The organism is Clavibacter sp. (assembly GCF_014802555.1).
Classification (GTDB): domain Bacteria; phylum Actinomycetota; class Actinomycetes; order Actinomycetales; family Microbacteriaceae; genus Clavibacter; species Clavibacter sepedonicus.
On sequence record NZ_JAAVCB010000078.1, the window covers coordinates 14,310 to 36,832 of the forward strand.

Annotated in this window: 22 protein-coding genes; 20 read left to right on the plus strand and 2 right to left on the minus strand. The window is 40.0% G+C overall.

All coding sequences use genetic code 11. The features are described from left to right. Window positions 1-791: 791 nt before the first annotated feature. The 20 genes from HDR73_RS08780 (at window position 792) to HDR73_RS08870 (ending at window position 14,068) form a co-directional block, all read left to right on the plus strand. Window positions 792-1,073 carry a hypothetical protein gene (locus HDR73_RS08780; protein WP_287136327.1) on the plus strand — a complete coding sequence of 94 codons (282 nt, stop codon included), beginning with the start codon at window positions 792-794 and terminating at the stop codon, window positions 1,071-1,073. A gap of 276 nt (window positions 1,074-1,349) precedes the next feature. Continuing rightward, a complete protein-coding gene (locus HDR73_RS08785) occupies window positions 1,350-1,556 on the plus strand; it encodes a hypothetical protein (RefSeq protein WP_287136328.1) in 207 nt (68 codons plus the stop codon). A gap of 2,225 nt (window positions 1,557-3,781) precedes the next feature. Beyond that, window positions 3,782-4,072, plus strand: a complete 291-nt coding sequence (locus HDR73_RS16675; protein WP_502709178.1) for a DUF6948 domain-containing protein — start codon at window positions 3,782-3,784, stop codon at window positions 4,070-4,072. Beyond that, window positions 4,057-4,812 (plus strand): hypothetical protein, encoded by a 756-nt coding sequence (locus HDR73_RS08790; RefSeq protein WP_287136329.1) that lies wholly within the window; start codon window positions 4,057-4,059, stop codon window positions 4,810-4,812. The genes HDR73_RS16675 and HDR73_RS08790 overlap by 16 nt, the downstream gene beginning before the upstream one ends. A 58-nt stretch (window positions 4,813-4,870) precedes the next feature. Further along, a complete protein-coding gene (locus HDR73_RS08795; RefSeq protein ID WP_287136330.1) occupies window positions 4,871-5,572 on the plus strand; it encodes a recombinase family protein in 702 nt (233 codons plus the stop codon). Next, window positions 5,548-5,946 (plus strand): hypothetical protein, encoded by a 399-nt coding sequence (locus tag HDR73_RS08800; protein WP_287136331.1) that lies wholly within the window; start codon window positions 5,548-5,550, stop codon window positions 5,944-5,946. Before HDR73_RS08795 ends, HDR73_RS08800 begins: the two co-directional genes overlap by 25 nt. Beyond that, window positions 5,927-7,033, plus strand: coding sequence for a DNA polymerase III subunit beta (dnaN, locus tag HDR73_RS08805; RefSeq protein ID WP_287136332.1), 1,107 nt, complete (start codon window positions 5,927-5,929; stop codon window positions 7,031-7,033). The genes HDR73_RS08800 and dnaN overlap by 20 nt, the downstream gene beginning before the upstream one ends. 10 nt (window positions 7,034-7,043) lie before the next feature. Next, window positions 7,044-7,346, plus strand: a complete 303-nt coding sequence (locus HDR73_RS08810; protein WP_287136333.1) for a DUF4406 domain-containing protein — start codon at window positions 7,044-7,046, stop codon at window positions 7,344-7,346. A 74-nt stretch (window positions 7,347-7,420) separates the two neighbouring features. Further along, window positions 7,421-8,029 (plus strand): hypothetical protein, encoded by a 609-nt coding sequence (locus tag HDR73_RS08815; protein WP_287136334.1) that lies wholly within the window; start codon window positions 7,421-7,423, stop codon window positions 8,027-8,029. Between the two features lie 157 nt (window positions 8,030-8,186). Continuing rightward, window positions 8,187-8,546, plus strand: coding sequence for a hypothetical protein (locus HDR73_RS08820; RefSeq protein WP_287136335.1), 360 nt, complete (start codon window positions 8,187-8,189; stop codon window positions 8,544-8,546). Then, a complete protein-coding gene (locus HDR73_RS08825) occupies window positions 8,543-8,896 on the plus strand; it encodes a hypothetical protein (protein ID WP_287136336.1) in 354 nt (117 codons plus the stop codon). The genes HDR73_RS08820 and HDR73_RS08825 overlap by 4 nt, the downstream gene beginning before the upstream one ends. Window positions 8,897-8,996: 100 nt before the next feature. Further along, complete coding sequence (locus HDR73_RS08830; RefSeq protein WP_287136337.1) at window positions 8,997-9,122, plus strand: hypothetical protein; 126 nt, start codon at window positions 8,997-8,999, stop codon at window positions 9,120-9,122. 10 nt (window positions 9,123-9,132) lie between these two features. After that, window positions 9,133-9,504 carry a hypothetical protein gene (locus tag HDR73_RS08835; RefSeq protein ID WP_287136338.1) on the plus strand — a complete coding sequence of 124 codons (372 nt, stop codon included), beginning with the start codon at window positions 9,133-9,135 and terminating at the stop codon, window positions 9,502-9,504. Next, window positions 9,501-10,013, plus strand: coding sequence for a hypothetical protein (locus HDR73_RS08840; RefSeq protein WP_287136339.1), 513 nt, complete (start codon window positions 9,501-9,503; stop codon window positions 10,011-10,013). Before HDR73_RS08835 ends, HDR73_RS08840 begins: the two co-directional genes overlap by 4 nt. Window positions 10,014-10,713: 700 nt before the next feature. Then, window positions 10,714-10,956 (plus strand): hypothetical protein, encoded by a 243-nt coding sequence (locus HDR73_RS08845; RefSeq protein ID WP_287136340.1) that lies wholly within the window; start codon window positions 10,714-10,716, stop codon window positions 10,954-10,956. Then, on the plus strand, window positions 10,953-11,996 hold the full coding sequence (locus tag HDR73_RS08850; protein WP_287136341.1) for a hypothetical protein: 1,044 nt from the start codon (window positions 10,953-10,955) through the stop codon (window positions 11,994-11,996). Before HDR73_RS08845 ends, HDR73_RS08850 begins: the two co-directional genes overlap by 4 nt. An 18-nt stretch (window positions 11,997-12,014) precedes the next feature. After that, window positions 12,015-12,491: a hypothetical protein gene (locus HDR73_RS08855; protein WP_287136342.1), complete on the plus strand. Its 477-nt coding sequence runs from the start codon at window positions 12,015-12,017 to the stop codon at window positions 12,489-12,491. Further along, entirely contained in the window at window positions 12,481-12,945 is a 465-nt protein-coding gene (locus tag HDR73_RS08860; RefSeq protein ID WP_287136343.1) for a hypothetical protein, read from the plus strand. Before HDR73_RS08855 ends, HDR73_RS08860 begins: the two co-directional genes overlap by 11 nt. Window positions 12,946-12,957: 12 nt before the next feature. After that, complete coding sequence (locus tag HDR73_RS08865; protein ID WP_287136344.1) at window positions 12,958-13,500, plus strand: hypothetical protein; 543 nt, start codon at window positions 12,958-12,960, stop codon at window positions 13,498-13,500. Continuing rightward, complete coding sequence (locus HDR73_RS08870; protein WP_287136345.1) at window positions 13,469-14,068, plus strand: hypothetical protein; 600 nt, start codon at window positions 13,469-13,471, stop codon at window positions 14,066-14,068. The genes HDR73_RS08865 and HDR73_RS08870 overlap by 32 nt, the downstream gene beginning before the upstream one ends. A gap of 454 nt (window positions 14,069-14,522) precedes the next feature. Here HDR73_RS08870 and HDR73_RS08875 read toward each other — a convergent pair whose 3' ends face one another. Together HDR73_RS08875 and HDR73_RS08880 are read right to left on the minus strand one after the other, a co-directional pair. After that, complete coding sequence (locus HDR73_RS08875; RefSeq protein ID WP_287136346.1) at window positions 14,523-21,854, minus strand: Hint domain-containing homing endonuclease; 7,332 nt, start codon at window positions 21,852-21,854, stop codon at window positions 14,523-14,525. Continuing rightward, window positions 21,851-22,438, minus strand: coding sequence for a DUF6549 family protein (locus tag HDR73_RS08880; protein WP_287136347.1), 588 nt, complete (start codon window positions 22,436-22,438; stop codon window positions 21,851-21,853). The genes HDR73_RS08875 and HDR73_RS08880 overlap by 4 nt, the downstream gene beginning before the upstream one ends. Window positions 22,439-22,523: the final 85 nt, after the last annotated feature.

Below are 22,523 nucleotides of genomic sequence, written 5' to 3' on the forward strand. Positions count from 1 at the left end.
ACGCATAGTAGTAGGTAACGTCATTATAAACTGCGAATGATTATGACACACGAAGAAATTGCAAAGCAAGCAAACGAGATTGCATACCGCATCTTAGAACAGACTAAATGTCTTAAAAACGACACGGATGCCGGATACGTCACAGCTGCACAATGGAAAGCACATTCAATAGCCGAAATGTGCGTTGAGTTGCAGAACTTATTATTGCCGATCCGGTACTATTAATGAGAGGGTATCTCTCCTACCCTCTGCTAACCAATAAATTGAAATGTTATGATAATAATAACAAGACTTTGTAATGCAATCCTCCGTGGAAAGTTTGCATTTGAGCGTTACCTCCAACCTCGAAAATATTTCGGTTGGATACTTCAAACAACCCCATTATTCTGCTCATACGGACAGATTGGATATGTGGTTAATTTCCCGTTCTCAACGATTAGCGAATATTCTCTTGAATACGATTGGGAGATGAATAAACTGCACATCGTTCACGGCGACACTCGCACGCTGATTGAACGCTAACTTGCAGGGCAACGCCCTGCGCTAATCAATACGAATGATTATGACACAGAAAGAACAAAAGCAGACCACGGAGTTTAAGGATAGATGCTTGTTTTCAAAGACACAACCAACGAAAATTATCCCATTGAAATCTATGTCAGCAGACATAATCCTTGCACATTCTGCTGTCCCTCTTGCGGAGATTGGAAAGCATGGCGCATAGACCCTGAAACGGGGTGGCGATATGACAATTGTCTATGCACGTTTGAAGAACTTATGTGGAATTATTAATGGAGGGCATACCCTCCGCTAACCTAAAACTAAAGATTATGGTACTATTAAAAGAAGATTTAAAAGACATCGGACACACAGCTTATTGTGGAGAGAACGACAACACGATTATCGTGTCTTACGGAAAATACCACGGTATTGAACATATCATCATCCGCAACTTGCTTTTACTGTTCGGTGATTATAAAATCGTAGGAGAGTGGGAACAAGAAAATGACGATTACTCATGCGATTGGCTCTTTGAAACCAATCTACCGTGGAGCGAGTATTACGAACTTTAAAACGGAGGCTCCCCACGAGCCTCTCTCTGACTAACTTAATACTTAGAATTATGGAAATCGGAAAACGCAAACAATGGATTAAATGCGACAACTCTAATGACTATGTGTATCTATGGCTCAAAAAGTACGCCACACCGCTCAAAAACGGCAAATGGATATTGTTTGACGCAATACCTTGCTTCGGCAATAGAAACGCTGAAATCGTACCTAATGATGTTGTAATGGCGTATGGACTTTGAGAGGAGTACTCCTCTCGCTAAACTAATATTTACGATTATGAAAGCAAAATACCACATCGTCACTTTCTCCTATGATTCGGGAGAAGATGACAAGCAAGATGCAACTACACTATCAGAAGCAATAAAGTATGCTAAAGAATGGATGGCGAATGAATATTACGATAGGGTCTATGTGTATCGTAATCATGCCATCGTAAGGGAATATCATAGACATGGCAAACGCATTGTCAATGTTGCTAAATGAGAGGCACAGCCTCTCCCTAACTTAATACTTTAGATTATGAAAAGATACATTGTAAACTTAATCCGCAAGAATGAATATGTGCGCACTTTTTTTGTATCTGCATCCAATATCAACGAAGCACGTCTTTATGCAGGATATGAGAAAGAAACGTTCTGTGAGATAAACGGATTCCGAAAGAACAGCGTGCGCGTAGAAGTGCATCGTGGATAATGAGAGGTTGCTTCGGCAACCTCTTGCTAACTAAATTTATGAGATATGGCAAGATTAGATTACGACCTTGATAACTTTAGCGGTCATAATTCGCGTGGCGAAAGATACGACATCTACGCTGACGGAGAATTAGTTTACTCTGATGTATCTGAGCATGAGGTTGACGCACTGACAAACGAAATGGCGCGTAAACCATGGCTCTATGAGAACGTTGAAGTTAAATTGAGAGGCTGACTAAGCCTCTCCTCAACACCAATTTTTTACAACTATGGAATATGTAATTATTGACAAAGACGGATGCCCGTTGAGATGGCAATCCGACTTCTCTGTTGTTGTCTACGGCTCTTATGAGGCGGCGATGGAGGATTATACTGAGGGCGACACACTAATACCTTATGACGAGTATGAGGGGGCTTTGTAAGACCCTCTATCATGCGCAATAGTGCGTATGATAACCAATTAAATTTTCTAAATTATGAGAAAGAAACTTTTGTTTCTGACTACGATGTTACTATTGTTCGCGACATCGTGTCACAAGGAAGAGTTTAGCGTAGAACGTGCGCGTGAACTCGCATCACTCCATGCAAGTCCCTCTGAATATACAGAGGATGAAATCAGAGAAATTGAAAATCAGGTAGATTTGAACTTCAAATTCACTGAAAGTATGATTAATGATGTGCTTTACGCAAGTGATTCATTTGAACGTAAACGCAACTTAATCAAATTTGCTACGTGGGGGAAAAATCATAGTAACGACGTTGAGATTATCAAAGACTTGGTAAGGATTTTAAGATGTAGTCAATACACTGATTCAGCCAAGTTTGAGTATCTTAGCAATAAGAATACTGAGATACTGATGTCTTTGGATATGGTAAAGAAAGAACTGTAAAAACTCTATCGGAGGGCGGCAGTGAGAGTACCGCCCTCTTCAAAACTTTTTTTAAAATTTTTCTGAATTTATTTTGTGGATTCGGAAATAATTATTAATTTTGTAGTGCAAAATCAACCCAATGCAGACGCGGTTTGAGAGGCACATCCTAAATCATATTGGCTATCCAGACGATTCTTGATTGAATCCGATTCTCAATAGCAAGTAAATGCACTACCGCGTCTGCAAAACTTTGGGTGGTGCGTTTACTTTTTTTATTGCCCTAAACGAGCGAAATGTGGACGGGGATAGGAAGTAAACAAACACGATTTGCTTGACTATGATTTATCTGTCACGTTACCCAAAGCGGTCTCAGTTCGGTCATAGCGACAACGCGGTAGAAGTGAAGACAAACCGCTAAGGCAGGGAAGCGGAGAAATCCGTTGGAGTAGCCGAGTCTTGGGCGCATATCCGTCAGAATACTCCAAGTTGACTAATTGATATGAAAGGGTCAATGTGTCGCGAACTCACCGACGGGCTACGGCAGTTGTGGTTCATGGCACTAATTTTCAAGGCGTGTTGCAGCGTCCTTAGGGAAATTAGTGTCTTAAATCTACCTCAAAACATTAGCAGTTGTGTTAGTTTCAAAGAAAGGAGTTATTTCATAACTCCCAAAGAAAGAAGCCTAAAACAAAAAAGTCAAACTTAAATTCAACCGATATGAAAATTTCAGAACTTCAAAATTACATCAACGAAGAATATCTTAGACCCTCGGACGATATAGAATCGTTGCTTATAAGACTTGTCTATGACAACAAAATCAAGTCGTTCATGCCGATTCTATCCGCCTACATTGCCAAAATGGAACGTGATAGAGAGTACACAGACTGTGAGTTGAAAGAATCATCGTCGTTGCTTCACTTGCGCAGAATAGGTGTCTCTATCAACGGTCAAGATAATCGGGAACTTCACATGATAAATAAACATAGCAGTCTATCTTGCGATAAAGAACTTGCCGAATCCGATTATGATTATGATGGAGCAGAAAAAAACTTTATGGACTTATACAATCTAAAATAAGACGGTACACCAACCGTCTGCAAAGATACAACCAACTTAATGTTTAACTTAAAATTTTTCAAGAAAAATGATTGGAAAGAAAGTAATTATCCGTGGAGATAGAAGCGGTGTATTTTTCGGCGAACTCGCTGAAAAGAACGGTCAAGAGGTAAAACTAAACAACTGTCGCAGATTGTGGCGTTGGAGTGGAGCGGCATCTCTATCGCAACTCGCGGTAGAAGGTGTAAAGAATCCAAGAGACTGTATGTTTACGGTCACTGTTCCCGAAATCGTCATTCTTGACGTGATTGAAATAATCCCTTGCACAGATAAGGCAGTTGAGGTTATAACAGGAGTAAGCGAATGGAAAATGCGATAAAGAAATTCCTGAGCATTGATATTTGCTCTGGCTATGGCTCTGGCTATGGCGATGGCTCTGGCTATGGCTCTGGCTCTGGCTCTGGCTCTGGCTATGGCTCTGGCTCTGGCTATGGCGATGGCTCTGGCTATGGCTCTGGCTCTGGCTCTGGCTATGGCTCTGGCTCTGGCTATGGCGATGGCTCTGGCTCTGGCTATGGCTCTGGCTATGGCTATGGCTCTGGCTCTGGCTCTGGCTCTGGCTCTGGCTATGGCGATGGCTCTGGCTCTGGCTCTGGCTCTGGCGTTAAAGAATGGAACGGACAGACAGTCTATGAGGTAGATGGCGTCAACACGCTCATTGATTCAATTCACGGCAATTATGCAAAAGGACGAATCCTCAATCGTGATTTCACAACCGAAGACTGCTTTATAGCCAAAGTTGACGACAGATACTTCGCTCACGGAGAAACATTGCATAAGGCATTTGAGGATGCCCGTAGTAAGGCATTTCAAAATCTATCCGAGGACGAACGTATAGAGAAGTTCAAGGAAACATACCCTGATAAGGATGTAAAGATTCCTGCGAAAGAACTCTATGAGTGGCATAATAAACTGACGGGTTCGTGTGAAATGGGTAGGCGTAATTTCGCTCAACAACATGGTATTGACATAGAAAAAGACAGTTTCACGATAAAGGAATTTGTCAATCTTACCAAGAACGATTATCGCGGTGATGTTATCGCTAAGATACTTGAATGATTAAGGAGGGCAACTCTCCTCGCCCTCTGCTAAGTTTAATTCATAAATCCACTACGTTATGAAAAAGTATGTAATTTACCAACGTGTCAGCACTTCCAAGCAAAGCGCAACAGGGTTGGGACTTGAAAGCCAACTTGATATATGTCAAAACTATATTGATAGCGTCAATGGTTCAACCGATAAGATATTTAAAGATGTTGCAAGTGGAAAATCCCGAATCCGCAAAGGTCTGTGGAATGCAATAGATTATTGCAAGGAAACAGGTGCAACTCTTGTTATCGCGAAACTTGACCGACTCGCCCGCGATGTTGAGTTTATATTCCAAATCAAGAATACAGGCATTGATATTTACTTCTGCGATATGCCATTGTGCAACACTATGGTATTGGGTATGTTCGCATCAGTCGCCCAATATGAAAGGGAACTTATCTCAACACGAACAAAGAATGCTTTGGCAGTTAAAAAAAAGAATGGGGTTGTGTTAGGTCGCCCCAAAGGATGCACTGCGTCACAAAACGCCATAGAATCATCCGTAAATGCCCGAAAAGACAAAGCGAAAGCAAATCAATACAATTTGTCATTCTTGCGATACTTGAATCTTTTTGAGGAAAAACATGGAAAAATCATGGATAGCAAATCTGTATCCGAATTTGTGCAAGACCTTAACGCAATGGGGTATCTGACTGCAAGGGGGATGCCGTTCACAGTGCCGAGAGCGTGGAATATGATATATAAATGCAGGAATTTATATTCGGCTTAAAATATATAGTTAAAAATTTTTATATCAAAAATATTTTTACTAAATTTGTAAAAAACAATTCGAAATATATGGCAAAAAAATACGAATACGATTACGAAAAGCGTAGGCCTAAAACTCCTGGTGGGCGATTCATGAAATATATGTCTGAAACTTTTGTAAAAGCACTTGACGCAAAAGGCGAAAATAAGCACAGTATGTATAGGAAATTGGCAGACATCGTAAGCGCACCCACATTCTATCGGATTATTGATGGTAAGAGTGGCGCAAACGTTGGCATTATTGCCGAGATAGCAGACCGGTTGGGTTTTGAATTGAGATTAGTTCCTAAAACAGATAATCAAATAAATATAGAAAATGAAGATAACGATAGATAGGAAGGTATTTGCGCAAGCATTGTCCGAAGTCTTACCATTTGCGCCAGCCAAAGCCCCTATAGAAATTCTAAAAAATGCCAAGATTACGACTAAAGGCAATCGAATGAAGTTAGAAGCCAATGATACCCATACTTCGATAACTAAGTATATCGACGTGATTGAGTGCGATGAGGAATCTTCCTTTCTTATCAATGTGGCTGACTTAAATGCGTTTGTTTCAAAAATCAAAGGTAATACAATTGAAATAATCGTATCTGAAAACACTTTGTCATTAAAGCACGAAAAGGGTAAGGCAGAATTTCAGACTGCACCGTCCGAAGAATATCCACCAATGAAAGAGATGGGAGATTCAACAAAGGTCGAAATTCCTGTGTATATGCTATTATCCGCGGTATCTAACGGTCGCGGGTTCGTAATGTCTGATAATCTTAGACCTCAAATGTGCGCTATATATGCTTATCTTGAACATGGGGATAAGTTCGGATATTGCGCCACCGATACGTATAAACTGATACACGGATGGTTTGATTTAGACGGCATTGAAGTTCCTGTGATTCATTGGCTGATAATGCCAACGGTGTTCAGAGCAATCATCAATGCTGGTAAGGGAATAGACGTGGTAGAAATTCAAATATCAGATACCAAAGTATCTTATCGTTTTGGCAATACTATTATCAGAACGATTCAGGCAACTGGCAATTTTCCTAATTTTAAACGAGTCATTCCGCAATCGTGGAAAATGGAATGTGTCGTGGAAAAGCAAGACTTGATAGACTCTTTAGGTCGCGTGTCCTTATTCTGCGATGCTTCCGAATGTGTAAAATTCGACATAAACCAAATGGATATGACGCTATCGGTAGACAATCTCGAATATATGAAAAAATCCATAGAAAACCTATCTCATGGGGGGTGTAATGGAAATATAGTGATTGGTGCAAATGTGAATCACGTTACAACTTCCGCAAGCGTTATCCCTGATGGAGAAATACTGATGCGCATGGATGATGCGAGCCGACCAATTCTTTTCGCGACAAAGGATAACGATAAATTACAAGTTATTGTAATGCCAATGCAATTAATCTCTTAATTGTCGAACCATGAAGATTTATATTTCACTACCAATCTCTAACAGAGATATAAACGATGCGCGTGAACACGCTGATCTTGTAAAATCGGCTCTTAGTCGCGCAGGGCATGATATTGTTAACCCATTTGAGATTTATTGTGGTAAGAACCCAAGTTATGCAGACTATCTTTGCGCAGACCTTAGAGCGTTGGCAGATTGTGATGCGATATTTCTGTGTAAGGAATGGCAATTCAGTCGTGGCTGCCGAATAGAACGCACATTCGCTGAAGAGTTCGGTTTACAAGTTATGTACGAAGAAAGCGGAGAAAAATGAAACGGACGATAAAATACCTTTCTGTCCCGCTTCATATTTGGACTCATTCTGATTTATCCTTAGATGAGAGGGCGGTGTTGATTGAGATAGACAGTTATTCCGATTCAAATGGGTGTGTGTGTGGCGTTCAAGCATTGGCAAGTTCATTAGGATTGCCATCAAAGACAATCAAAGCAACCTTGAAGTCATTGCAGTCAAAAGGCGCGTTGGAAGTGCGTATTGATGAAGACGGTGCCAAGCGCTTGTTTGTATATCTCTATAAAGAACGTTACGTTGAGAACCCCGACGCGGTTATTATCGGAGATAAACCGAGCGATGTTATAACACTTCCGTATGACGAAATAGCCGAGAAATGGGCTGAAATTTGCGTCTCTCTGCCTAAGATAACGAGGTGGTCGCCACAACGAAAAAACAAACTCAGAAGTGCCCTGAAACAAGCCGATTTGACCGTTGAGGACTTGTATAAGGTGTTCCGCATTATCGCTTGTACTCCGTTTTTATCAGGAGAATCAGATAAATTTAAGTGTTCATTTGAATGGTTGACTTCAAAAAGTTCTAATCTTGAAAAGGTATATACAGGCTTTTACAGTCGTTCTTATCAAGAAAAGCGGGATTATGAGTTAATTATGGGCGGAGGAAAAATTAGCCAGCAATCTAAACAAGAGGAGGATTATTACAGATAATCTATGGCGATAGTGAGAATTACTATCAATGATAATGGCGAGCATTGGCATAAACGGATATGGCTATTCGGTATTCCCCTATATCATAGACATGACTATACAAAAGGAGAATCGAATAGGACTATCGGATTCAATGCAATGCCATATAATCCGATTGATGTTGATGACGAATATGAAGAATGATATGACAGAAGAAGAGATAAAGAAACTGAGTGCAGAATATGCCGAAGCGGTCTGTCCTATCGAAGACTACGATGAGTTAGATGATCCTTTGAGAGAGACAGACATACAAATTTGTGAGTATGACGCAAAATCAGTGCTTACATGGCTCTCAGAACGGTTCTGCATCGTGGAGAAAAGCAAGGTGAAAGAAGTCTATGCTAATCATATTGACAATATAAAGAGTAGTTGTTTTGAGTATCTTGCCCCACAAGTTGAAAACTATATGCAAGCGTGTTATCGGTCTGCATTGCAGAAACTTTTCGGCAAATCGCTTTTTGAGGAGGAGAATAAATGAAAGAAATCATAAAAGAATACCTGACCGCTCTTAGAGAGGAAGAAGCATTGAAGCTAAAGAAAAAGGAATTGCTAAAACGGCTTCTCCACGCTAAAAATTCCGATGGCAAGGAATTAGCCGATATTGTTCTTGACAGTCGGTCTAAAGCCAGAAAGTTACTAATAGAAAGTATGCCAGACGATGTAAGCGATGATGAACTATGGATGGAATCTCATTCTATCTGCGAGGAGTTGTATTGTATGGAACGCCGCAATCACCCTGATTTAATCGCCCAAGACAATGCGATGTTTTTAGGTGTTGTTAGTCGTCCTGAAGGCAGAATCACAGATGGAAGTCATGAGGGTTGGTAATATATTAAATATATAAGAAATGAAACAAGAGAACTTCCTTAAAGCAGAACGTCTGCTTAGAATAAGAAATAAAATAGACACAGCCCTATATGAAACATATATGGCTGATGACAACCATCACGGCAGCAATATCAAGGAATCATTTAACAGCAAGCATCTCGCCGATGCTCGAGATCATCTGAAAAAAGCGTTTGATTGCATCGGTCGCGAACTTCAGGAACTTTAAACTGAGAATTATGAAAACCTTACTAACAATAGAAGAGTCCGCCAAACTCATTGAGTTGGGAGTTGACCCGAAGATGGCAAGTGAATGGGATATAGTAGATACTACAGACGAGAATGACCCCAATTCATTCTTGGACTATGAAGAGTATCCTATATTCAGCTTGACAAATCTCCTATCAATCCTGCCGAAAGAGATTAAAATTCATCGTGATGGTGATAATCTTTCAATGATATATCATTGCGGTCAATGGCGTGTAGGATATACCAACTGTGCTGAGTATTGCAACCATACCAAAGTTGCCTCCGAACTCATAGACGCGCTCAATAAGTTGGCTATTTGGTGCTTGGAAAACGGACATTTAAAGACTGAGAAGAAACAATGAAAGAAATATATCAACAGATACTGTCTCACGGAAACGGAGACTGCATGAAGGCGACATTATGCTCACTTCTTGAATTAGAATATGATTCAGTCTGCAATTTTGTGGAATACGAGGATTGGTGGCAGAGGATGGAGTCTGTACTTAACGCCAACGGCTATAAGTGGGGAAAGAGATTCTTCAATGAGTTGAAATATGATTTGTGGCACCCCACAGATTGCTTCCACCCATTTCTACAATTAGATGAAGGATACCGGCTCTCTGATATAATGCCCGAAGATACCATAGACGGATTATTGTTCGGCAGTGTTCTGTCGCCACATTATTTCAATCCTCAGAACTTGAATCAGGGGTTGCACATGGTGGTAATTGACGTAAACTGCAACATCGTATTTGACCCGAATCCCGAATATGCCAGGATAGACCATTACCCCCTTTCTCGTCTATTAGGTTTCAATGGAATCTTAGAGGCGTGGGGTGTGAAGAGAATATCAACCAATAAAGACAACTGATATGGCATATTTAGCAGTCGATTTAGACAAATCCGAATGGATTTATGAGAGCAAACCGACCCGCCAACAATACAAAGAAGTATAGCGTGGTGAGGCCGAATTAGATAGTATGATTGAGTTGCCTAAAGGCTCAATCGCCAAACTCATCGGCAGAGATCTGACATGGAGTGATGAACCCGTGAAATTATCTTAAAACAGATATAATAAATGAATAACAATCTAAGAATCTATGGCACTCTCCACATAGAAGCAGAATGTGAGCGGTGTGGCGATGTTTCAGAGGTCAAGCAATATTACGATTGCAATGATTGGTTGACCGGATATGACATAGACATTACCTTATCAGGCAATGAAATCAAAGAGACTTTAGAAATGGGCGGATGGAGGGAAATAAATGGTAAATTCCTCTGCCCCGATTGTGTAGCAGAACTAAAAGGAGAATAACAATGAAAACAAAACTTACCTACTGCCTTATGGCATTTGCCACCATTGCGCTACTTTGTAGTTTCAAATATTCAAACAGAGAGGGCAACGAAATACCCTCCGACGGACAGCAGATGGAGATACTACATTTCCACGGGCATTCGTATGTGTGCTATCGGTTCTATGCGAAAGGAAGTGCGTATAAAGGAGGTTGGGGCTGCGGTGGCGCATCTATCGTACATAATCCCGACTGCAAGTGCGGAAAAGGAGGTGGAAGATGAAGATTACCGCACACGCCTGTTTGGAGTCTATGATGGCTAAGGCTCTGAATGATTTAAAAGAGGCATATCAAAGGCTTATGCAGGCTAAAATAGGGATTCTTACCAATCGTGACAACGAATCATATAGAATCTATAGTGAAGCGCAGATTGAGGTTGACAATGCGAGTGAGCGATACTCAGAACTGCTTACAGCGCGAAAGATAATCAAAGAAATGGAAGCGAAAGGAGTTGAGATATGATAAGTAAAGAACAACAAGACCTTCTATGGGCTATTATCCCAAAGGATATAAAGGATAATATTAAGAAAATATACACCGCTCATACTAAGCGTCAGAATATAACTTCACAAGATACTTTGTTAGATAACCTATTTGGACGTGAAAACTTGGAGTCAGATACTGAACCTGAGGAGATGCTGATGGTGAGCAAGAAACAAGTATTAACTGAACTATGTCGTGCGGCCAATCTTCAAAATGATAAAGAAGAAGATTGGATTAGAGCGGGAGAAGAGATTGAGTTTACTCTAACTCAACTTTTCGGAGATAAGTGCCTGCCCGACAAAGAACTTGGACACGGACTTGAACAAACCGTACAAGAATCTGTCCAAGTCGAGTCTAAGCCTAAGTTTAAGGTTGGTCAGCCAGTAAGAGTGTTGGCTGAAAGAGCCTTTGGAAGAATTGAGAAGATTGAGACCTACGATGAGGAAGATAACACCTATCGTTTGGAATATCTTCCCGACTTTTGGTTTGAGCCGTCCGACCTTGAACCCTACACCGAAGAATCTCGCAATTTATCGCAATCATTGTCAAATTGCGACAAACCAAACGACAAACAACTGAAAGACAATATGGAAGAAAAAGAACTTGATTTATACGAACTTCTACAAGATTGTTCAGATGTAACAACAATCTATTCGGTCGTACATGATGCAGAAGTAGAGTTCAAACTTGCCAATAGGAATATTGAATTTATGGGTTTGAGTTTCTATTCTAATGGCTCAATGTACGATGTGGCAGGAAGATGTATGCTCTATCCCTCCCGCGCCCTCTACGAGAAATATCCGCTTGATGCTTATTCCGCTTGGCAGGAGTGGAAAGAGTCAAGAAAGCCGAAATACATACTACAAGCACAGTTAAGGCTTATTTCCATTGACGGGAAGACAATAGAGGATTATGAAAATGTCGAAGTGGAAACGTCAGAGATTGATTTAACAAAAGCCGAAGAAGCCGTCAGGGAGTCGTTGGAGAAGTTTCACTCAAAGGTTGCACAATCCAAATAAATATCTTATCTTTGCGATATGATAGGTTTAGAACAGTTCAAAGAAAACGCACAGAAGCATGGCATTTGTGAGATGCTTGACGATTGGAATAGGGCAAAATCCAAAAAACAATTAATGGATATTGCTTTAAATGTGCGTGGTATTGAATATCTATCTGAATCTATCGCTCAGGGTTGGGGTATATCTCCCGATGTTATCGCAAAGGATTTTCAGTCATTTAATAATGGCAAATACATCAAACAAAAAAACGGCTACACGTCCTCGATGTATTGCCTACCGCCCGAAGATGAAATTCATATATCCACAACCGTGGCTCTCATTATAGGATTTAATGGGGTCATAGTTGTGGATTCACCTATTTGTGAAATATATATCGTAAATAGTAATTGCTCATTTGCAGGAGAAGGATTGCCATACATATATGCTTATAATAGCAGAATGTCTTATCCCGACAAACTTGTTCACATAAGAAAAGACGTTAATTATGGCGCATAAGACTGATTATCGTTTTTACATACAAGAATATGGTTCAAGTGCTAAAAAAGACTTGGAGTTGTATTTTAATTGTGACTATATTCAATTTTCAGGGATTCAGGTGAGCGGAGATATTCAAAATATATATGAAGAAACATTCTGCGAAAAATCAGGGAGCAGGGTTTACATTCCTAAAAAACCTGACCTTGCCTCTAAATCCTATGAGTGCAAATTAAAGTTGTTATTCCGTGGTGAAAACCCTTTATCATTAGCCAATAGATTTTGGAATGAACTGTGCGGAACTAAAATAGAATATAGCGACACATTCAGAAATATTTATATGACACTGCTGATGACAAAACCTATGTCAATTGAAAATGAAAGGTTGTATAGCGATGATAAGTTTGTAATCGCGGAATATACGTTTAGCAATGTCGGCGGGCAGACTTATTCAAATTCTCAAATAAATAACTAAAATATATACAAGATGTCTTTAACTTCAAAAGATATAACACTACAATCTGCATTGCAAGATTTCGGAATAAGAGAACTTCCTAAAGAATGGAATCCCGAAAGCAACGTTGTGTTTTTAAATGGAATCGCACTCGTCCGCAAGGTAGGCGGGATTCAGGAATATTGTCGTTTTGTGAATAACGGATTCGGATTCCCTGCAATCACAAAGGACTATGGAACATGCGCTGCTATCGTTTCGATAGATGCAATATACCCGGTTGAGTATGTAGAAAAGAAATTTGTTCCGGATTTGCGCTCAAACAAAGCGATAATTACATTCCTTAGTAAAAACGGGCATAATGAAAATGTCATTTCCCAACTACTATCTAAGGATGACAAAACTCCTGAGCAAATCGAAAAAGACAAAGCGATAGTAAAGGATTATATCAATCAAGCGTCTATCGCTATTGCTAAGAAAGAGTATGCGGAGAGAGAACGATGTGCAAATATCCGAAAGTATGCCGAAAACGCCAAAGCCAAAAGAAATGGAAAAGAAAAAGAAAAAGACAACGCCTGAGCAAATTGCGGAACTAAAAACTAAAATAGTTAATTGCAAAGATGTTCGTCAGTCTGAAAAGTTGCTGAACCAACTACTCGGACTGTACAAAAGTAGTTTTGAGATGAACCGCCTCCTTGATATTCCTTTGTCGGATATTAGAGAAGAGATTGATTTCGGTGCAAATAAACTATATCGTACTATCAAAGGCTATGTCTGGGAATGTAAGGGTGGTATGACTATATTTGTTGAGCATCGGATGACTCGCGTCTGCGCTATGCTGAATACTATATTCGAGTTGAACGCAAAGGAAAATAAGACTGAGGAAGAACAGAAACTATATGATAGTTTTCAGACCGCAGTCGCCTATATTATGCAAGCGCCAATATTCTCATCTTTAAATGAGCAATCATTATTTCAGAACGCTACGGCTATTCTCAGCACATTCAACGAATATTGTACTGAGAACTACACCAATGCCGAAGCCCCTGACAGAACAGAAGAAGACTATAAGGAGGATGCAGAGATGGATATTATATCTAAAGGAATCGAAACTCTTGTAGAATCTCCGCTCCCTCCCGAAGATTAGAGACTCATCTTTCTATTTTATCTTACTTTTATCATATTATGGATAAAATAACCTCGCCCGTGATGGGTGGGGTTATTTGTTTATATAAGAATTTATTATATATTTGTATCATATTCAATCAAAAGTTCATGATAACAATAAAATCAGTTATTGATACTTTCTGCGAGAGCAGAAATGTCAACAAAGATTCCATCTTTGATGGAGGTTATAATCCTAACTTGTGGTACACGCGGTATATGATATGGCACTATCTCCATTACAACATGGGATTATCCGCATCTCGACTTGCTGATATATTCAAGCGTAACCGTCCGAGTATTTTTAGAGGAATTAGGATGATAAGACAAAAGATGAAAATTAATCATAAAGTTAGAGCCGAGTATAATGATATAGTCGAAAAAATAGAGTGCGAATAACATTACCCGCACTCTATCTATTATAAGGAAGAAAAGAATTAAACACCAACCCTCAGAGTTGCACTTCTGCCTTGAGTATTGATAACAGAGCCTAATCGTCTGTCAATACTGTCAAGCACTCCGCGTATACCCTTTAATTCGGCTACTACGGGGTTCTCTGAGTTATTGCCGTACTGCATCTGAATGGTTGCAATCAGAATATCAAGTTGCTCAGTGTGTCTGAATACCGCAAAGCGCATAGAATTGAGATATGCTTCGATAGCCGCCGCTTGTGGCTCTGTGATGTTCTGAATACCTTTCTGTAAGTCTGAAAGTAAAAGACTTCCCGAAGTTCCGATACCTGCATATTCAAATAACTTTTTCAAGTCCTCATTGGTAGCGTCAAACTCAGATTTCATACGCTCGCCTATGTCTTTAAACATATCAATATAATCATATTCGCTATCCATATTCTTGTCTATGGCGTCGTTGATTTCCTTGATATATTTATCCATTCGATTGCCGAGAACTGCGGACGCGGCTTGCTTCTTGACAAGATTCTCATAGAACTCATCCCACGACTCATTCAGTGCGTCAAGACCATCGCCTGTTTCTTTGTAAGCATCAAGCCAAGCATCAACAAAGTTATTTGCTTCGTCCCAAACGTCATTAGTTGAGCCGTATTTTTCGTGACGTTTTTCGTATAACTCTTCCTCGGCTTCGGCAAGTTCCTCTAATTTTTCCTCATAGTCCTTGATTTTGTCTTTATCGGATTTCTTTTTGGATTCTTCTAAGTTGAGAATGTCTTCATAGGCTTTTTTTTGTTTTTTAAGATTGTATTCAGCCCTATCAAACTCAGTATTATATTTTGAAAAGTTATATGCCGATTCAAGGGATTTTTCTAATTTTTGATAAGCCTTATCGAGTTCTTCCACCGATTCTATTAAGGATTTAATTTGGCGCTCTTTTTTCTTGTCGCCTATCTCAAAAATTGACGCAATCAAATTTATAGTTCCTGCAATACCCTGCAACGTGCCGTTGACAATATCGGCAGGGTTTTGGGACATAAATCCTGTGATAACTTTTATGCCGCCCTCTGCTATATCGTTTACCGAACTGAAAATATCCTTGAAACTTTCAAAATTATCTTTTGCGGCATCAGAAAGCACACCCATACGATCAAGACCATTCATTATGCTATCAAGATGCGCAACTGATTCTTCCAAATCGCTCTTAATCTGATAAAACGCATTCTTTATCATCGCTGCTTTTGCAGACCCTTTTGATAATGAATCTCCGGTTTGTTCGCCTTGTTGATTAGTATTCGCAAGTTCGGCATTAAGAGATGCAACTTCTCCTTCCATATCCTTGATTTTGCTATACATAGATTGTTGTTCTGCGCTGTTCTGTTTAGCAATCTCCATTAACTTCTTTTTCTTTTCTTCAAGAAGTTCGATTTCCTTTCTAAGCGCGTCAATCTTTGCTTGTTCCTCTGGGGTTACGCCATCCTTTTCAAGTTCAGCAATTTGTTCATTGAGATTATCAATTTGCGATTGAACTTGATCTGCCTTATACAAGGCAGACTTTCCTCGCAGTTGATTTAATTCTGCTTCTTTTTTTGCTATTTCATCGCTAAGTTCACCAGACTTCTTTATCGCATCTTGAAATTCTTTTTCAAGTTTCTTGCGCTCTTTTGAAAACTTAATCAAATCTTTAAAAGCCTTGCCTAATGTTTTGAAAGGATTGCGAGTTGCAATATTGTTGTCTATATCCTTGATTGCCTTATTGATTTCTTTTAGTTCTTTTGGAGACAATTCCTTAAAAGAAGTCTTGATTCTTTCAAGTTCGTTACGCATTGTTGTCAACGTCTTTTCAGACATTACATCCAAATCTTGAAACATCATCTGATATACTGCGCCATTCTTGAAGTCTTTCCACATTTGTTCCGAGAGTTTTTTGTTTTTCTCTTCGGTCAACTGACGTATCGCATCTTGACGTTGCGCTTCTGTAAATTCATACATTTGTCGCACATCGTCCATCTTTTTAAGATATTCAAGTTCAATCCGCGCACGTTCTCCTACGGTTTTCACAAAGTATTTATGATACTCCTTGACCCGTTCCTTGCGTTCTTTATATTCAAGTTCCTCAATCTTTTTAAGACGGTCTTTGTATTCTTTGACATCATTCTCTGAGGCTTTTTCTCCTCCGGCGTCTTGAAATTGTTTCGTAATCTTAGCCCGTAAATCGTTCAAGTCAAGTGGCTCACCACCGAGCATAAATGTCAAGTCAACGCTAAGACCCAACTTTTTAAGTTCTTTGCTAAGTTCGTAGGACGCGAACATATCATCAAGTTTTTGTTTGAGCTTTTTCTCGGCATCCTCACTTGCCTTAACCTCAATCTCTACTTCGGTCACACCTATTTTGCGAGTAAGTTCGCTTTGAAATTTCTTGCGTTCCTCCGTTGTAGAGTTAACCATCTTTTTGAGGATTTTAAGGGCTTCAACTAATTCTTCGGCATCATACTTGCCATTCTTATAGAATTGTTTGATGTCGTATCCTAACTCTTTAAAAGCAGGACCGTAAAGTTCCTCTATTTTAGCATTTGATGTATCAACGTCAAATGACTTGCGGTATTTGTCATAGGCTGTGGAAACATCCTCTATGGCTTTCTTCAAGTCTTGCCACTTTTTGAGCTCTTTATCTGAACCTTTGGATGATTTCTTTTTGGATTTATCATAATCTCCCAACGCCTTTGCTAACGAAGTATAATACTGTTGCATCTGCTTATACTCCGCCTCAGTGGTTTTACCATCTCCGACTTGCTTTTCAGCCTGAGCCTGTGCTTCTGCGGCAGTAAGACCTAATCCTATCAACTCAGTTCGCGTCTGAGCGATTCTCTTAATGTTTTCTTCCGCTTCTTTGGATAGATTTTTTGCGGCTTTTCGTGCATCGTCATAAGAGACGATAGCGTCAAGTTTGAACTTATTTAATAATTTTTGAGAAATGCCATATTTCCCATTCACCAAGTTCAATGTTTTTTTGACATCCTCTTGAATAGGCGTGAGTTTCGTCTGTTCAATCTCGTTGCGGAGTCTAATAAATAGTTTCTTGAGTGCTGTTTCACTTTTTGGCAATTTTTTTATGATTTTGTCAAGCGTATCTATCAGATAGTTCTGAATAGTATCAGATGTAAACTTTAATGTATCATTATCTGTCAAAAAAGCATTGTTTAATTCCTCGGCGGATACCTTAAAGTTTTCGTTTTTATCAACAGCGGCATCTACTGCATCATTGTATTCTTGAATACGTTGTTGACTTAATTCGTCAAAGACGTAGTTTGTGATATGTCCTTGTTCGTCAAGGTTGAATGACCGTCCCTCACCTAAATTGACATCTTTAAGATTATTAACAGTGTTAATGTACCCATTTATCGCATCTCTTAGATTGTTAAACTCAACGACTTGCGGGTTAGTATCAATAGGGTCTTTAAATAGACTTTCCAAATCACCTTTTTTTTCAGTTATTTTATCAACAACTCTTTCAACACCTTCATCGTCAAACCAATCTAAACCAAACATCGCATGAAAAAGTCCAGTTTTGGTACTAAACGCCGCTTTAAAAGCAGACTCTAATCCCCATGTAACTTTTGAGGATATTTTCTTTTGGTCTGAATCGCTCAGATTGAATAATTCAATAAATCTTTGCTTAAATACCGTAGAAGCATCTTTCATTGCGATGTTCCCACTCTTCACTTCTTCGACAACCTCGGTCATCATTCTTGTAACGATTCCTTGAAGTTGCTTTTCGGTCATGTCAGCATATTGCGGAATTTGGTTTAATCCATCAATGATACTTGATGCAAAAGCCTTAGCATCGTTAGACACGGCTGTCGTCAATTCCTTGCTAAATTCATTGTCAATCTCGGCTTTTATATTAGCCTTGGTCTTAGCCTCTGAATACTCTCTTATAGCATCTGTGGCTTCAACATATCCATCTTTCATCTGCCGGATATTATCTATCTCCAACATTTCAGCAGGGAGTATATCCCCATAAACACGATGAAGTTCCTCTAACGCTTTCTTGCGTTCCTCGTAAGGTTTGGTCGTATCTTTGACGGCATCAGCAAGTTCCCGATATTGAGTGATTAGTTCATACATATTACCAATACCCTCACTTCGTACCCTGTTCATCGCCTCGGTGAGTTGGTCTTGTGTGAATATGTATTGATATACTGCCATAGTTACAGCAACTATCAATGCGAGCAATGCGCCCCACACATTTGCCGTTTGAGCCGCATTTAGCGTTTTCTGCGCACTTGCCGCATCCAATAATGCGACTCTCATCATAAAGATACCGTTTTTAACACTTGATATAAGCGCAGGTAGCCCCCTCATGAAGAACATAGCTGCTCCGAAAGCACCCATAGCTGCAACTGTCGCGACGATAGCAGGTTTAAACGCTCTCCAATTACTAATCAGGCTACGAATAGTTGATAATGCGGACTTTAAAATACCCTCGTTTGACTGACCGATTTCATTGAGCATAAGGTCGTATGCGTCCTGAATACGCTGCATTTGACCCCACAAAGAATCGGATTGTTTCTTCTGCATATCGTAGAACATACCACCGGCGGACGTGACTCGTTTGAGGACTTCTTCAACATCCTCAAATGAAATCATCTTCTTTTTAACGCGGTCTTGAACTTCTCCGACGGAAACCATTTTGCCCTCTAATTCGGTGTAGTATTTAGACAATTCACCTAATACATTGAAACCCATATTGGTGAACTGGCGCACCATAGTATTGTGCGTGACAACACCATCCCCCAACTGAAAGCGTCTGTTGCCGTCTATAACAAAGCCATAATAGTCATCCACCGCGTCTTTTTTAACGGCAATATCAAAGTATTCAAAACGTCCGTTAGAACGCTTCACACCCTTGTATGCGTCGGGGGTTTTGAGATAGTCAAGCACATACACATCCTCAATAACATCCTTTTCAGTATTGTAGAGCGTAAGGATATGCTTCTCATTACAACGGAATAAGCCATCCGTATAGATGACCTTATACATCTGCTCTTTGCCACGGATAACTTGCTTGATAATACGCGGAGTGTCATCATCCCCCATTATGCGCTCACCACGCTCAATATCCTCTACACTCTTTACAGAGCCGTCATACATCTTAACAGGCGTACCGAAACCTAAGCAGCCCTCCAAGAAGTTTCGTGCTTTAAGATGCCCCATAACAAGCACCAATCGGTCTATCTCCACACCAAGACCTGCGGAAATATCAGCGAACATCTTCATTGTCGGCACAAGTTTCTTTGTTTCAAAACCGAAAGCCGCAATCTGTTTGGTCGCTTTCTCCAACTGCATGATGTTGAACGGAGATTCCAACGCCATGTTCTGAACCTGCGTGAATATCTTATTCGCTTCATCGCGGTCTTGGATGATAGCACCCAACGCGACACGTTGCAACTCAAACTGAGCGCGGACTTCAACCATCTTTTTTATGAAGCCACTGATTGCACCAACTGAAAATGCAGCGGCAATTCTGCCCTGCAACTGACCGAGAACATTAGAAGTCTTTGCAGATTGACTTTGGAGCTCACCCATCTTCTTTTTAATCTCGTCAATGTGCGTCTTGGTCTGTTTGAGTTGGGTGTTCATATTCGTCCAATCCTGACTCTTAGGATTAGTAGAATCCATCACTTCTTTCAACTGCTTGTATGCGTCTTTCAGTTGTTTTAATGATGTTGCGTTCTTAGCCGCATTTATAGCATCCTGCGGTGAAACCATAGGTTTTGTGAGTTTCATCGCATTATTGACCTCATCCTGCGCTTGTTTGAGCGTATTTAAAGTGCGGGTGAGCTGTTGCAGTGTCTTGTCATAATTCTTATCGTTAGAATCAAGAGATTTGATTGCATTTTCAAGTTGTTTGATTGCACGTTCTCTATTCTCATAAGAATTGTCAATGTTACCTTTATTCAACTGCCTTGAATACCACATCGCGCCTTGCGCGGAGTTGAGATATTTATTCAGCGATTCCGCTTGCATTCTTGCACGCTCATCGGCTTGCTTTTTCGCTTCTGCGGTCTTCTGAGCCTCGGCTTGTACGAAGGCGGAGAGGTCGGCTTGATAGGCAGATTGAGTTAATTGCGTACGATACTGATTAACTTCGGCAATATCCATCTTCTCAATCTCCTTGCGACGCGCCATTATATTTTGCCACTCAGACTGCAATGCCTGAAATGATGTAGAATTGACATTGCCACCCGATGCTTGATATTTATTCATCGCGTCATTAACATCTTGCAGACGCTTGGTGAGTTTAGCGTATTCAGATGCAAGAGATTTAGCGGTGTTGCCCTTTTCAAGTTCAGCATTGAATGACGCTTGTGCAGAACGTGCTATTTCTAAATCTTTCGTGAGGTTATCATACCTCTCTTGTAGTTTTGCAATACTCTTCTGATACGTTTCTCCTGATGCGTTTTCTTCTGCATCTCTTTTTCTTTGAATAAGCCTATTATACTCTAAAAGTTGATTATCCAAGGCTTCAAAAGATGCACGGGTAGCATCCATCTGCTGACGAATCCCGCTTAAATCAGTAGATGGCGCTGTCTTGAACTTCTCGTAAAGTTCATTGTATTTTTCTTTGAGCCTATCAAATTCAAGCGTTGCATCACGCCAGTTAAATGTAGGATTTGTTTGTTTGAATTGGTCTATGGCTCTCTGCGCTTCATCAATCTTTGTCTTTGAACGCTCCCACGCTTGATTCTCATGGTCTATCTGCGCTCTGACATTGGATATGGCTTTCTCTATGTCCGCAGTCTTTCGCGCCATCTTATCCTTTTCCTCATTAACTTTGCTGACAGACTTGTAGTAGTCATCCCACGCTTTGATTGCTTGGAGTTGAGTTTGCGCGAGGGGACTCTCAGTCGCAATTTCTCTCAATCCATTCTTTAAGCCTTTTATTATGTCTTGAACATCTTGAAACGTCTTGTTGGTAGATGTAGCCCACTCTTTAATCCCAGCCGTGTCAATAGGAATGGAAGCAATATCTTGTATTGATTGCGATACTTTGGAAGAATCGGACTGCACTTTGTTGGTGAAGTCTGACATCTGCTGCGTGGCGGAATCAGTATTGAACTTGACATCAGTTGTTGCCCCCCCAAGATTCTTTATCGCTTCTTTTGCTTGCCCTATCTTATCAATGAATGCTTGCAATCCATTGGTTGCGACTTCGCCCCAATGTTTATTAACCGCATTAGCCGATTTCTCGGATGTTTTTGCGAGATTGCGAATCATTTGGTCTGCAACCGTAATCTTTGCTAATAAAGGATCAGGTATCTTCAATATCGCGCCTACTGCGCTATCTGTTATGCTCATTTCAGTTCGATATAATCAGTGAATACTATGTTTGTGTGAGGATTCTTCGATACAATATCTTGCCGGATAGCCTTACATCCCCATTTGAAAAATAAAAATTTGTGCGGGATTTTATGTACAATCTGGACTAATGTGTCAGTTGACTGAATATTCAAGTTTACACTATCATTGTGTATTATTCCCTCTATATCCGTCCACGGGTCACACCAATCAAATGCAAGCGTATTTACAGGGTTGCCCTCAATATAGACAATTGAATCTTTTACAATTGTTTTAATCTCCACTTTCGTTTCAGTTGAAGTATTAGACACAGACTGCGCCCGTTTCAGGCTTATCTTCAAATCGTTTGCGGTAGATACGACATCATTGTAATTCTTTTTCAACTCATCGTAAGATAACGTGAGTTTCTGAACCGAAGCCGCATTCTTGCCACTCTCGCTCTTATAGTAATCCACGTCCGCCAATAAAGCGGTCTGATTCGACTTATAGCGTTCTTTATCCGCACGTTCTTTATGCAGTGAATAGAATAACCCTATCACCGATAAAAATAATACTATAATGGCATAAAATAATACCTTATTCATAAAATAACACCTTATTTATATCGTAATCACATCAAATGCTTTCTCAAATGCGTCAATATCATTTGTGGCTACTACTTGCGCATTA

Bases quoted from the DNA above. Each gene is read 5' to 3' on its own strand.
- HDR73_RS08780 (WP_287136327.1), top strand. From the start codon at position 792: ATGGAGGGCATACCCTCCGCTAACCTAAAACTAAAGATTATGGTACTA.
- HDR73_RS08785 (WP_287136328.1), top strand. From the start codon at position 1,350: ATGAAAGCAAAATACCACATCGTCACTTTCTCCTATGATTCGGGAGAA.
- HDR73_RS16675 (WP_502709178.1), top strand. From the start codon at position 3,782: ATGATTGGAAAGAAAGTAATTATCCGTGGAGATAGAAGCGGTGTATTT.
- HDR73_RS08790 (WP_287136329.1), top strand. From the start codon at position 4,057: ATGGAAAATGCGATAAAGAAATTCCTGAGCATTGATATTTGCTCTGGC.
- HDR73_RS08795 (WP_287136330.1), top strand. From the start codon at position 4,871: ATGAAAAAGTATGTAATTTACCAACGTGTCAGCACTTCCAAGCAAAGC.
- HDR73_RS08800 (WP_287136331.1), top strand. From the start codon at position 5,548: ATGCAGGAATTTATATTCGGCTTAAAATATATAGTTAAAAATTTTTAT.
- dnaN (WP_287136332.1), top strand. From the start codon at position 5,927: ATGAAGATAACGATAGATAGGAAGGTATTTGCGCAAGCATTGTCCGAA.
- HDR73_RS08810 (WP_287136333.1), top strand. From the start codon at position 7,044: ATGAAGATTTATATTTCACTACCAATCTCTAACAGAGATATAAACGAT.
- HDR73_RS08820 (WP_287136335.1), top strand. From the start codon at position 8,187: ATGTTGATGACGAATATGAAGAATGATATGACAGAAGAAGAGATAAAG.
- HDR73_RS08825 (WP_287136336.1), top strand. From the start codon at position 8,543: ATGAAAGAAATCATAAAAGAATACCTGACCGCTCTTAGAGAGGAAGAA.
- HDR73_RS08830 (WP_287136337.1), top strand. From the start codon at position 8,997: ATGGCTGATGACAACCATCACGGCAGCAATATCAAGGAATCATTTAAC.
- HDR73_RS08835 (WP_287136338.1), top strand. From the start codon at position 9,133: ATGAAAACCTTACTAACAATAGAAGAGTCCGCCAAACTCATTGAGTTG.
- HDR73_RS08840 (WP_287136339.1), top strand. From the start codon at position 9,501: ATGAAAGAAATATATCAACAGATACTGTCTCACGGAAACGGAGACTGC.
- HDR73_RS08845 (WP_287136340.1), top strand. From the start codon at position 10,714: ATGAAGATTACCGCACACGCCTGTTTGGAGTCTATGATGGCTAAGGCT.
- HDR73_RS08850 (WP_287136341.1), top strand. From the start codon at position 10,953: ATGATAAGTAAAGAACAACAAGACCTTCTATGGGCTATTATCCCAAAG.
- HDR73_RS08855 (WP_287136342.1), top strand. From the start codon at position 12,015: ATGATAGGTTTAGAACAGTTCAAAGAAAACGCACAGAAGCATGGCATT.
- HDR73_RS08860 (WP_287136343.1), top strand. From the start codon at position 12,481: ATGGCGCATAAGACTGATTATCGTTTTTACATACAAGAATATGGTTCA.
- HDR73_RS08865 (WP_287136344.1), top strand. From the start codon at position 12,958: ATGTCTTTAACTTCAAAAGATATAACACTACAATCTGCATTGCAAGAT.
- HDR73_RS08870 (WP_287136345.1), top strand. From the start codon at position 13,469: ATGGAAAAGAAAAAGAAAAAGACAACGCCTGAGCAAATTGCGGAACTA.
- HDR73_RS08875 (WP_287136346.1), bottom strand. From the start codon at position 21,854: ATGAGCATAACAGATAGCGCAGTAGGCGCGATATTGAAGATACCTGAT.
- HDR73_RS08880 (WP_287136347.1), bottom strand. From the start codon at position 22,438: ATGAATAAGGTATTATTTTATGCCATTATAGTATTATTTTTATCGGTG.